The following is a 12,631-nucleotide window of genomic DNA, read 5'->3' as shown; positions in this document are numbered from 1 at the left end:
ATGTCCTAAAAGGAAGCGGTTTATATATGCCCAAATGATCGGTTGTTTTCGTTTGAAGGCTGACCATACTTTTTTGGTCAGCTTTTTTCTATAGAGGATAGGAAGCAACTGTTGTAGGTTTTTTTCCTTTTTTGTTGAGTTTATGTAGAAATACAAAGGGAATAGGATATGAAGAAAAGGAGAGAAAGATGAGGAACATTCGCAAAGCCACGAACGTTTAGGCGGAACGATGGTCGGAGAAGAGACGATCAACATTGGTGGCAAAGTTCTTAAAGAAATCTGTTGCGGATGGAGGGACTGGAATCGTTATTGTAGCGGAGAAAGGGGCTGTTTTCGGCCATGAGGTTGAACGGTCGAGAATAAAGTCTCTAAAAATTCTTTATTTGATGAGTGAGTACTCACTTTATTTTTATTCGAGAGCAAGTTATAATGAAGTGAGTAATCACTCATTTTTGGTGAGATGGAGGAATAAAGATGGCAGCGAAACCGTGCATTTGTGTTGAGCATGTGTCGAGAGTATTTGGAAAAAAGAAAGTTCTTGATGACATTGCCCTTGCTGTGGAGAGGGGAGAAATTTTTGGAATGCTAGGTCCATCAGGAGCGGGGAAAACGACTTTAGTGAAATTAATCGCGGGAATTGATCAAGCAACGGAAGGCACGATTCATGTGTTTGATGTCAAAATGCCTCATTTACAAGCGATGAAGCGCATCGGATTTATGGCGCAATCAGATGCATTATACGAAGAATTGACAGCGCTTGAAAACCTGCAATTTTTTTCTGCTATTTATGGATTGAGGGGAAAAAGGCAAAAGGAGCGCATTGAAGAAGTGGCGGAGCTTGTCCATTTAACAGAGCATTTGAAAAAAACGGTGCACCATTATTCAGGAGGAATGAAACGACGGTTGTCTTTGGCTGCTTCTTTGTTGCACGAACCAGAAGTGTTAATTTTAGATGAGCCGACAGTAGGAATCGATCCTGTGCTTCGCCAATCGATTTGGGCAGAACTTGAGCGCATTCGCCAGCAAGGAACAACGATTGTGGTAACGACTCACGTCATGGATGAAGCGGAGAAATGTCAAAGGCTGGCGATGATTCGTGACGGACGCTTGATTGCTGTAGGAAGTCCGAATGAATTAAAAGAAAAGACTCATTCCGAGACGATTGAACAGGCATTTTTATATTTTGGAGGTGCGCATCAATGAGAGTACGCGCGATTGTGATTCGGATTATCCGTCAATTTTTTCGTGATAAGCGGACGCTTGGACTCATGATTTTAGCGCCGATGTTTGTCCTATTTTTAATGAATTTAGTCTTTAATGGTGAAGAATATAAACCAACGATTGCAGTGGATCAAGCCGTCCCTGTGGCGCTTGCTGAAAAGCTGCAAAAAAATGATGCCCATATCAAGTGGATGGGCAAACAGACAGCGAAAGCTCAGTTAAACAAGCAACAAATTGACGCTTTTATTGAAATGAAAGAAGGAATGCCGCAAATGACATTGGAGGGAAGCGATCCGACGGCTAACAAAGCCGTTCTGATGTCTGTGCAAAAAACGCTTCAACAGCTAACTCCGCAGACAAAAACGATGAAGCTTGACACCATCTATTTGCACGGATCGGAAGAGATGGCGTTATTTGATAACTTTGGCCCTGTGCTGATTGGCTTTTTTATTTTCTTTTTTGTCTTTTTAATCGCTGGCGTTTCTTTTTTACGAGAACGGACGAGAGGAACATTAGAGCGTCTGTTGGCAACGCCGTTAAAACGATGGGAGATTGTGGTTGGTTATGTGATCGGTTTTGGCATTTTCACCACATTTCAAGCCAGCTTGATTTCGTGGTTTGCGATTCATGTGCTTGATATGATGATGGAAGGGTCGTTTTTGTATGTGCTGCTGATTACTTTTTTGCTATCGATGACGGCGCTAACGCTTGGGACATTATTATCAGCGTTTGCGAACAATGAGCTTCAAATGATTCAATTTATTCCGCTTATCGTTGTGCCGCAAATTTTCTTCTCTGGATTGTTTAATTTGGAAACAATGGCACAGTGGCTCCGCTCATTCAGTGTGATCATGCCATTGACATACGGAGCGGACGCATTAAGGGAGATTATGATTCGCGGCAATGGTTGGAACGAGATTGCCATAGACGTATATGTTTTGCTTGGATTTTCTTTGTTATTTATGATATTAAATGTAATAGCGTTAAAGAAATATCGAAAATTGTAAGGAGCAAATGAACATGAATGATGAGCAATGGCTGCAGGAGCTCTTGAAAATAAATGATGAGGAAGTAAAGCTAAGTGATAAGCAAGCAAAAATTTTAGAAGCGGCGATTGAAATGTTTGCAGAAAAAGGGTATGCTGCAACGTCAACAAGCGAAATCGCCAAGCGAGCGGGCGTTGCGGAAGGAACGATTTTCCGCCATTATAAAACGAAAAAAGAACTGCTGATGGCGATTGTGACGCCAACCATTATGAAAATTGCGGCCCCGTTTTTAGCGAAAGAATTTGTTAAAGAAGTATTTGAAAGCCAATATTCAAGCTATGAAGACTTTATTAGAGCGCTGATGAACAACCGTTATGAATTCGTGAAAAAATATTTGCCGATGATTCGGATTTTTTGGCAGGAAACTGCATTTCATTCAGATATTAAAGAGCAAATTCAAACGGTATTTATGGAAAATATCTATGGGAAATTTAAGCGAGTTATTGATCATTTTCAGCAGAAGGGAGAGCTTGCTGATTTGCCGGCGAATACGATTATTCGGATGACGATTACAACGATCGTCGGCTTTTTGCTCACTCGCTTCATCCTGCTACCGAACCTCCAATGGGATGATGAGCAGGAAATGGAGCGCACCATCCAAATGCTTATGCATGGATTAAAGAAGGAAGGCTGATGGTGTTGGCATCAGTCTCTTCTTTATCTTAATAAAACACTGTATAAAGATATATTGCTATAAAGAATGAACTCCCTTCTTTTGCAGATGTGCGCCGTTTTTATTCGCTTCGTTTCTACATGGCTGTTGATAAAAAGCGGACGATTAATTTCAAATTTTTCTACTACATCGAATACTTGTTTAGGGATGTGCTATAAAAAGCCTAAGCTGGGTTTGCAGCTCAGATCATCAACGCGCATGACTTGGCGTAATAAAAGATAAGGAAATATGTTCGTGCATCAATAGCGGGGGAACTGATCATTCGCAATCTAGCGAAGAAACGGAATAGGCCATTTTAAGAAGGGAGACGGGGAGAGGTGTTAAAATAAAAGATTGCTCATCATTTTTTACCTCGTGTTTATCCTTTCATTGACAAGACCGAGATGGTAGAAAAGGAAAGTTCAGCTGTTTTAGGGAGGGAAAAGCGGGGGAATTCGCTTATTCTGTAGTGATGAATTTTTCTATTATAACATTTGAATTTCATCCACCCTTTTGGAACCATAAATTCCAAGAAGGGTGGATTTTTATTAATAAATGGTTAATTTTGTGAATGTCCTATACAAATGTTTTAATTGAAGTTCTTCTTTTGTGTTACCTCAATATTACTAGGATAATTTTTTTATCACCTCTCTCTTTCCACTGATATTCATTATTGTTTTTTAAAAATCACGTTTATTAAACGTATTATATAAAAACGTTATATTAATAATCTATTGTATTGAAGGATGCTAGCTAAAAAACATAGAAATGAAGTCTTAGACCGTCATTATTTGTCGATTATTTTTCACCATTCGAAAATTTTTTGTTTTATCATTTTATAAAAACAAACAACTTTAACAACGTAAAAATAGTATAATTATTTTAATGTAATTTTCTAAAAATTCTTGACATTAATGATTGAAAACGCTAACATTTTCTAAAAAATAGATGACGATAAAAAAACGTAATATAAAAAAATGTAATAAATGTAAAAGGGGGAATTTGATATGGAGAATTTTTTACAGTTTTTCGTAACAGGGGCAACCATAGGAAGTATTTATGCAATTGTGGCTCTTGGTTTTGTGACGATCTACAGCGTTACAAAAGTGATTAATCTTGCCCAGGGTGAGTTTGTTATGCTTGGTGGAATGATCATGTTTACCCTTGTCAGCCGCGGTTTGCCATATTGGGTTGCGTTCTTTTTTACCATTGCCATAGTGATGGTGATAGGCTGGGGGATGGAAGTGACGATTCTCAGTAAAGCAAAAGGAGCAGATCCTTTAAGCTTAATCATTTTAACGATTGGTATTTCAATTTTTATCCGAGGAATGGCTGGGATAATATGGGGGAAAAATCCGGTTCGGATTGAACCTTTTACTGCAAATGAATCGATTAATGTAGGAGGAGCTGCGATCACCCCGCAAAGTATTTGGATCATCATAATCATGCTAGCTGTTGTCCTTGCACTGTATTTATTAATGAATAAAACCCTTGTCGGAAAAGCGTTTCAAGCCTGTTCAGTCAATCCTATAGCAGCTAGACTAATGGGAATCAACCCACGAAAAATGTCTTCCTTTTCGTTTGTGTTAAGTGCAATATTAGGAGCGCTGGCTGGACTGGCAGTTGCGCCGATTATGTTCCCCGCTTACGATATGGGAATTATGTTAGGCATAAAAGGCTTTTCGGCTATTATTTTAGGCGGGCTTGGCAGTGCTCCTGGAGCGGTACTCGGCGGATTAGTGATCGGGTTTTTAGAATCATTCAGTTCTGGATATATCAGCTCCGGTTTAAAAGATGCGATTGTTTTTACTTGCATTCTAGTCATTTTATTAATTCGACCAAGCGGTATTTTAGGAGAAAAAAGTGTTGGGAAAGGGGGATTATGATCGCATGAAGGAACAAACAAGCTCACGGTTATTTTTATCTAGGTTTCGAAAAAAGGGAAATTTGAAAGGGGTTCAACAAACAAACTGGATCCGTTTTTGCGGATTTTTAGCATTGGTGCTTCTACTTCCGATATTGGTCAATGAATCTTTTTATTTAACAAAAGCAACATTTGCCGGGATCTATTCCATTATTGCCATTGGGTTAGCTTTATTGATGGGATATGCAGGCCAAATATCGTTAGGGCAAGCTGCTTTTTATGGTGTAGGCTCTTATGCAACCGCCATACTAACAACAACTTACGGGTGGTCTCCATGGCTTAGCCTGCTCATCTCTATTCTTCTGCCAGCCCTGTTAGCTTTTATAATGGGTTACACTATGTCAAGGTTAAGCGGATATTACTTAGCCATGGCAACATTAGCGTTTGGCATCATTGTGCACGTACTTCTTTTAGAATGGCGGGAAGTAACAAAAGGAGCTTCTGGCTTTTACGGCATCCCATCCATGAGTTTATTTGGTTATACATTAAGTCAAGGCGTATCCTATTATTATTTCGTTTGGGGAATTGTATCACTTGTTGTGATGCTGTCCTTAAATATCGTCCATTCACATGTTGGACGAGTGCTCCGTTCCATTCATGACAGCGAAATTGCATCAAGTTCAGTGGGGGTAGAAACAGGAAAGTATAAAATGCAAATTTTTATACTGAGCGCTATGTTAGCGGGCTTGGCTGGATGGTTATTCGCTCATATGAGTTACAGTATTTCACCAAGCTCATTTTCACTAGACGCTTCGATCATTTTTTTAACAATGGTTGTTCTTGGAGGTAGCGGGAGTATATGGGGAGCGGTCGGTGGCGCCATTTTTATTACTTTTATTAGTGTTGTCGTTCATAATCTTGGAGAGCAATTTACTTTTATTACAAGTGATTTTGAACAAGTGATTTATGGATTGATTTTAGTATGTGTAATCATTTTTATCCCGCATGGTTTATCAGCATTATTGTACCGCCGTTCTAAAGGTTCTTACTAAAGGGGGAGGCAGAGATGTTGCTAGAAGTGCGAAATGTGACAAAAAAATTTGGAGGGGTAGTGGCTAATAAAGATGTTAGCTTTTCTATCGAGCAAGGACAAATTGTAGGGCTCATTGGTCCAAATGGCGCAGGGAAAAGTACGATGTTTAATATGGTTTCTGCGGTATTCCCTCCAACAATAGGAGAAATTGTTTTTGAAGGGAAAAATATCGAGAAGCTTCCTAATTACGAGGTAAGCCGTTTAGGGATTGCCCGTACATTTCAAAATATTAAAATTTTCAAAAACATGACAGTTATTGAGAATGTGATGGTTGGGCTCCACATTCATACAAGAAGCAGCATGCTTTCTGCCGCTTTCTTTTCTCCGAGAACGAGAAAAGAAGAACAAATTTTATACGAAACAGCTATGGAATATTTGAAATTTGTAGGGCTCGAAGGACTATATGATCAAATGTCGAGCAGCCTTCCACTAGGGGCTCTTCGACTTTTAGAGCTTGCTAGGGCATTGGCAACAAAACCAAAGCTGTTATTGCTTGATGAAATTGCGGCAGGATTAAATCATAAAGAGACAAAGGAGATGGCAAGATTAATCCAACAAATCAAAGAGAAGGGTATAACCGTTTTTGTCGTTGAGCACGACATGGATCTAGTGATGAGGATATGCGATAAAATTATCGTTCTTGATCAAGGAAGCAAAATTGCTGAAGGGACACCAAAGGAAATTCAAAATAATGAGGATGTTATCAGTGCCTACTTGGGAGCTGATATAGAGGAAAAAGCAGGGGAGGGAGCGTGATGGAACAACAGTCGGTTATTGATATTCAAAAGGTATCAGTGAATTATGGCCCCATTAGAGCATTAGACGAAGTATCTTTGACAGTGAATGAGGGAGAGATTGTGGCTTTAATCGGTGCTAACGGAGCGGGCAAGACAACATTGCTACAAACGATTTCAGGGTTGCTGACACCAGCTGGCGGAAAAATTTATTTTTACGGTGAAGACATCACCTCACTAACTGCCGAAAAGATTGTCAGAAAGCATTTGATTCATGTTCCTGAGCACCGGCAAATTTTTACTACTCTGTCTGTATTGGATAATTTGCATTTAGGTGCCTTTCATCATTATCGAAAATCAGGACGAAAAGAAATGGAGGAAAACTTAGAAAAAGTTTTTGCGTTGTTCCCTATTTTAAAAGAGAGACAATTACAATTAGCTGGTACGTTATCAGGGGGACAACAACAAATGTTAGCGATTGCTAGAGGCTTTATGTCTAAGCCGCGACTGCTTCTGTTAGATGAGCCAACTTTAGGATTAGCGCCAATTGTCGCAGCAGAGGTTCTTCGGCTGATTAGAGAACTGAAAAAAGAGTTCGGAACCACTGTATTGCTGATTGAACAAAACGTTGTTGCATCATTAAAAATAGCCGATCGCGGATACGTTATTTCGCATGGCAAAATTGTAAAATCAGGAATATCACAAGAATTGTTAAACGATAAGGAAGTTAAAGAAGCTTATTTAGGCCAAGCGATCTCATAAAAAATTGATAGGGGGAGAGGGAATGATGAAAAAAAGGTTTTTGCTCATATTCGTTTTGTCTGTGTTTCTTTTTATTGCTGCATGTAGCAGCAAAGAGGAGAATAGCGGTCAAGGAAATAAAAAAGCTTCTGAATATGTGATAGGGGCCATTTATTCTAAAACAGGACCCAATAGCCCTCTTGGCGAGCCGGAATGGAATGCAACACAATTAATCGTTGATAAAATCAATGCTGAAGGTGGAATTAACGGGGTGCCTATCCGCTTAATTTTAGCAGATGATGAATCAAATCAGGAAAAAGCGACTCAAGAGATGAATCGTCTTGTTCATGATGAACAGGCGCTAGTGGTTTTAGGATCGTCTGGAAGTGGCGAAAGCTTGGCGATGAAAGGAATTGCTATGCAGAATCAAGTTCCCATGATTTCAGCAGGAGCAAGTGTTCATATTATTGACCCTGTACAGGAATCTAAATGGGTCTTTAAAACACCGCATTCCGATGTTCATGCTGTTCAAAGAATTTATGAGTACCTTAACAAACAAGGCATTAACCGAATTGGTACGCTAACAGATTCAAATTCATTTGGAACTAGCGGATTAGAGCAATTGGAAAAATTGGCTTCAAAATACGATATTGAAATTACAGAAAAAGAAAGCTATAACACTCAAGATCCAGATATGAGTGCACAGCTGACGCGTATTAAAAGTTCAGGAGCGCAGGCGGTTGTAGTTTGGGGAACAAACCCAGGTCCTGCGGTGATTGCTAGTAATATGAAGAAGTTGAATATGGCAATACCGATGATCGGAAGCCATGGTATAGCAAATCAAAATTTCATTAATTTAGCGAAGGATGCAGCGGAAGGCGTTGTTATTCCCACAGGAAAGCTATTGTTTCCTGAGCAAATTCCTAAAGATGATGCTCAGTACGAAGTGATCACATCTTTCCACAAAGCGTACGTTGAAAAATATGGGAATGAACCAACCAACTTTGGAGCATATGGGCATGATAATATAATGCTTGTCATTGAGGCATTGCGTTCCGGTGCCACTGATCGCGAGTCTATTCGTGATTTCTTAGAAAACAAAGTGAAGAATTGGGTTGGGGCAACAGGCATGTTCACTTTTTCTCCAGATGATCACAATGGCTTAACTTCCGATAGCATGGTTATGGCTGTTGTCAAAGATGGAAAATGGACGCTGCTTGAGAATTAAGAAAGCGAATAATTTTATTATTGTGATGTAAAACATGGAGTTAGATGATATATAGTAAGGACCAATAAGTGCTATGCTTGAATCCGTGTTTAATGGGGATGAAAGAGGAGACAAGGAGCGTATGCGTAACTATATTTCTGATATTCAGGAATTTAATTGAAATTATAAATGAAATGTGAAGATTTGCTGAATGGTCTTTGAAAAGTTGCTAAATGAGAGAAAGCTGTGGATCTGCCTTTAGCTATGGATTCACGTGATAAAAGCTCGAACGACACCGCTTTCAGACTAATAAATGGGTCTGGAAGCGGTTCGTTGTTAGGATACAAAAACGACACGAGCTTCATATTGAAGATATAAAGGTTAAAAGGGTAAGTTTCATCTATTATAATTAGCGGGGTGAATAAAAAATGATGGAAGAACTTATAAAGAAGATGAAGGAGGACCCTTTCGCTCGATATTTAGGTGTTTCTATTGATGAAGTTAGACAAGGATATGCGCAAGTTTCAATGGAAATTAAAGACCATTTGTTGAATTTTAATGGAAGCACAAATGGTGGTGCGATTTTTTCTTTAGCGGATATAGCTTTTGCCTGCGCCAGCAATTCCCATAATCAAATCGCTGTTGGAATTACGATGACCATGCATTACATCAAAGCGAGCGTCGTGGGCGAAAAGCTGATAGCCGTTGCACAGGAAGAAACGGACCCACATCGTCTCGGATTATACCGGATTGTTGTTTTGAATGATAATGAGGAGATTATTGCTCTCGCCGAAGGGATGGTTTATAGGAAGAAAGGAACAGTTGTTTCTGTTCCTACACAATAAAATGAAAGAGAAATCCTGGATTCCACAGAGAAATAAAAAATAGAGACTAGTCTCAAAAAGGATGTTTGAATGCCCTTTTGAGACAGCCTCTTCTTTAATTTATTGATCGGGCGACGATGCGCTCGTTTTCAACTGTAATTTGAATTTTTTTCACTTCATCCTGATCAAGAAGTAAGTCAGCCACTTGATCTTCGATATGCTCTTGAATGGCCCGGCGTAACGGACGAGCTCCGAATGAAGGATGGTAGCCGATTTCAGCAAGCTTTTCCTTCGCTTCCTGCGATACTTCAAGCTGAATGCCCTCATCTTTTAAGGTTGTTTGCAGCTCAGCAAGCATTAACTCAACAATTTGTAGCATGTGCTCTTTTTGCAGCGCTTTAAATTCAATAATGGCATCCAAGCGATTTAAAAACTCCGGTTTGAAGTACGCGCTTAGAGAGTCGAGAATGCTTGTTTGGCCAACGCGATTTTCTTTTTCAAAGCCGACTGTAATTTTTTTATCGGTAACACCGGCGTTGCTTGTCATAATAATAACGGTATCCTTGAAGCTAACTGTGCGGCCTTGGCTATCTGTTAAACGCCCGTCCTCTAAGATTTGCAAAAAGATGTGTTGCACATCAGGATGGGCTTTTTCAATTTCATCAAGCAAGATCATGCTATAAGGATTGCGGCGCACCTTTTCTGTTAGCTGTCCCGCTTCTTCGTGTCCAACGTAGCCAGGAGGTGAACCGATTAATTTCGATACAGAATGCTTTTCCATATATTCGCTCATATCTAAACGAATCATGGTGTCTTTTGAACCAAATAGCTCCTCTGCCAGCGTCTTTGTCAGCTCTGTTTTACCGACTCCTGTTGGGCCGACGAAGAGGAAGGAGCCAATTGGCCGGTTTTTCGCTTTTAGTCCAGCCCGGCTGCGGCGGATCGCTTTAGCCACTTTTTTCACCGCTTCTTCTTGTCCAATGATCTTTTTCGCTAAGTTTTCTTCCAACTGCTTCATTTTTGTTTTTTCATCAGCTTGGAGCTTGCCGACAGGGATGCCCGTTTTTTCTTCGATTAATTGCTGAATATCAGCAACATCAACAATCGGTGTTTCATCAGCTTGCTGGTTTTGCAGCTGTTTTTCTAATCGGAGCTCTTCAGCCCGCAATTGAGCGGCGCGTTCATAATTTTCTTCCGCCGCTGCTTTTTCTTTTTCCTTCGCTAAAAAGGCCAATCGTTGTTGAATATTTTTTTCATCTGTTGCAGCAATGCGTAAATTGGCTTTTGAGCCAGCCTCATCTAATAAATCAATGGCTTTATCCGGCAAAAAGCGGTCTTGAATGTAGCGGTGCGATAAAGCTGCACACGCTTGAATCGCTTCATCCGTATATTTTACGCGATGGAATTGTTCATATTTTTCTTGGATTCCTTTTAAAATATGGATGGCTTCGTCCACTGTTGGCTCATGAACAATAACAGGCTGGAAGCGACGTTCAAGAGCAGCATCTTTTTCAATTTGTCGATATTCTTTTAATGTCGTTGCTCCAACAACTTGAAGTTCGCCGCGGGCAAGAGCCGGCTTCAGAATATTGCCTGCATCCATGGAGCCTTCAGCAGAGCCGGCTCCGACTAGCAAATGAATCTCATCGATAAAAAGAATAATATTTTTTCGCCGTTGCAACTCGGCAATGAGCTGCTTCATTCGCTCCTCAAATTGCCCGCGAATGCCAGTATTGGCTACGAGAGAAGCGACATCAAGCAAATATACTTCTTTGTTTAACAGTTTTTCTGGAACGCGTCCTTCCGCAATTTTTAAGGCTAATCCTTCGACGATCGCTGTTTTTCCGACACCCGGCTCTCCAATCAGCACAGGATTGTTTTTATTGCGCCGGTTCAAAATTTCAATGACTCGTTCAATTTCTTGGTCGCGGCCAATGACTGGATCGATCAATCCGGCCTTTGCTAACTGGGTTAAATTGCGACCAAATTGATCTAAAAAGCCGCCGCCTCTGTGCGATGGCGTCATTGGTATTGGATTTGCCGAAGAAGAGAATGCTGAATCGGCCGCCAGATTTCCTGAAAAGAACGAATCTAGCGGAATGGACGGAAATGTTCCGAATTCAAAATTCATTGGAATGGTCAATTCTTGTTTTTGTTTTGTATAGCACTCATGACAAAGCTGCAACTGCTTTTTTTCATGATTAATTTGCATCTGAACGAATACGGTTGCTTTGTGTTGCTGACATAATTGGCAAAGCATGAGGCATAACCTCCTTTTTTGACTTTGACTATATTTGACTTTAACTTTATTATAATTTGACCTTTTTTGACTTTCAAGAGGTTTTTATAAATTTTTTGTGCGATTGGTGAAATGTTTTTGAAAAAAATGTGAACAATGATTTGTAGCTAGAAAGAGGTGTGATATAGTGGACAATGAGAGAAGAAAGAGGGGGAACGTGAAGATGAAAGTTTATATTCGCTTGATGCTTGCCATGATGGTGGTGTTATTGATTTCGGCATGTGGCCAAACGAAAGATCAATCGGCTGATGAACCTGCCATTTTAGATGTAAAAATAGATGTGAAGTCGCCAATTGAGCTTCAGAAAAAAACAGAAATCGCTTGTATTGTTACATATGGAAAGGAAAAAGTGAACGACGCGGATGAGGTGAAGTTCGAAATTTGGAAGCAGGGAAACGACCAGCATGAAATGATTTCAGCCAAGAGCAAAGGAAATGGAAAATACGCTATTGAAAAAACATTTACCGAGGCAGGGACATATTCCGTTGTAGCCCATGTTACAGCTCGCAATATGCATAATATGCCCAAAACAGATGTGATTGTAGGTGACAATGCTGGTTCCGCATCGGAGCATGAAGAAAGCGGTTCTGACCATTCGCACCATGACGATGCTGCTGGTGTGGCTGTAACGTTGCATCCACAGATGTTTACAGTCAACAAGGAGGAACCAATTGTAGCCGATATTGCGTATAATGGCCAGCCACTTACGGCGGCAAAAGTTCGTTTTGAAATCTGGAAGGACCAGATGAAGCATGAGTTTATCGATGCGAATGAACAAGGCAGTGGAAAGTACCAGGCGAAAACGGTATTTAAAGAAAAGGGAACGTTTTCAGTTAAAGTGCATGTCGAAACGAACGAATTGCATGAACATCAAGTAAAGCAAGTGATAGTTCAATAGAAAGGAAGCCCCAAAGGCTTCCTTTTTTCTATTTTCTTTTCGTCTTTCTTTG

11 protein-coding genes are annotated in these 12,631 nt (G+C 40.1%); 10 read left to right on the top strand and 1 reads right to left on the bottom strand.

Annotation, left to right across the window (positions count from 1 at the left end):
• Positions 1-474: 474 nt before the first annotated feature.
• From GGQ95_RS03250 to GGQ95_RS03210, 9 genes are all read left to right on the top strand, one after another.
• Complete coding sequence (locus GGQ95_RS03250; protein ID WP_066146949.1) at positions 475-1,203, top strand: ABC transporter ATP-binding protein; 729 nt, start codon at positions 475-477, stop codon at positions 1,201-1,203.
• Entirely contained in the window at positions 1,200-2,228 is a 1,029-nt protein-coding gene (locus tag GGQ95_RS03245; RefSeq protein WP_159719545.1) for an ABC transporter permease, read from the top strand. The genes GGQ95_RS03250 and GGQ95_RS03245 overlap by 4 nt, the downstream gene beginning before the upstream one ends.
• A 13-nt stretch (positions 2,229-2,241) precedes the next feature.
• Complete coding sequence (locus tag GGQ95_RS03240) at positions 2,242-2,901, top strand: TetR/AcrR family transcriptional regulator (protein WP_044746712.1); 660 nt, start codon at positions 2,242-2,244, stop codon at positions 2,899-2,901.
• Positions 2,902-3,926: 1,025 nt separating this feature from the next.
• Complete coding sequence (locus tag GGQ95_RS03235; protein ID WP_066146954.1) at positions 3,927-4,805, top strand: branched-chain amino acid ABC transporter permease; 879 nt, start codon at positions 3,927-3,929, stop codon at positions 4,803-4,805.
• Positions 4,806-4,809: 4 nt separating this feature from the next.
• Positions 4,810-5,835, top strand: a complete 1,026-nt coding sequence (locus tag GGQ95_RS03230) for a branched-chain amino acid ABC transporter permease (protein ID WP_082741648.1) — start codon at positions 4,810-4,812, stop codon at positions 5,833-5,835.
• A 14-nt stretch (positions 5,836-5,849) separates the two neighbouring features.
• Complete coding sequence (locus GGQ95_RS03225) at positions 5,850-6,632, top strand: ABC transporter ATP-binding protein (protein ID WP_044746710.1); 783 nt, start codon at positions 5,850-5,852, stop codon at positions 6,630-6,632.
• Entirely contained in the window at positions 6,632-7,372 is a 741-nt protein-coding gene (locus GGQ95_RS03220; RefSeq protein WP_044746709.1) for an ABC transporter ATP-binding protein, read from the top strand. Before GGQ95_RS03225 ends, GGQ95_RS03220 begins: the two co-directional genes overlap by 1 nt.
• Positions 7,373-7,394: 22 nt before the next feature.
• On the top strand, positions 7,395-8,579 hold the full coding sequence (locus GGQ95_RS03215; RefSeq protein ID WP_231734593.1) for an ABC transporter substrate-binding protein: 1,185 nt from the start codon (positions 7,395-7,397) through the stop codon (positions 8,577-8,579).
• Positions 8,580-8,986: 407 nt separating this feature from the next.
• Positions 8,987-9,403 (top strand): PaaI family thioesterase, encoded by a 417-nt coding sequence (locus tag GGQ95_RS03210; protein ID WP_231734594.1) that lies wholly within the window; start codon positions 8,987-8,989, stop codon positions 9,401-9,403.
• Between the two features lie 94 nt (positions 9,404-9,497).
• On the opposite strand, the gene GGQ95_RS03205 is transcribed toward GGQ95_RS03210, so the two are convergent.
• Positions 9,498-11,642, bottom strand: coding sequence for an ATP-dependent Clp protease ATP-binding subunit (locus GGQ95_RS03205; RefSeq protein WP_183186313.1), 2,145 nt, complete (start codon positions 11,640-11,642; stop codon positions 9,498-9,500).
• Between the two features lie 202 nt (positions 11,643-11,844).
• On the opposite strand from GGQ95_RS03205, the gene GGQ95_RS03200 reads away from it, so the two are divergent.
• On the top strand, positions 11,845-12,579 hold the full coding sequence (locus tag GGQ95_RS03200; protein WP_183186312.1) for a FixH family protein: 735 nt from the start codon (positions 11,845-11,847) through the stop codon (positions 12,577-12,579).
• Positions 12,580-12,631 lie beyond the last annotated feature (52 nt).

This window comes from Anoxybacteroides rupiense (assembly GCF_014196195.1).
Lineage (GTDB): Bacteria > Bacillota > Bacilli > Bacillales > Anoxybacillaceae > Anoxybacteroides > Anoxybacteroides rupiense.
Note: the sequence above shows the minus strand (reverse complement) of the source record. Positions and strands in the feature narration are given on the sequence as shown.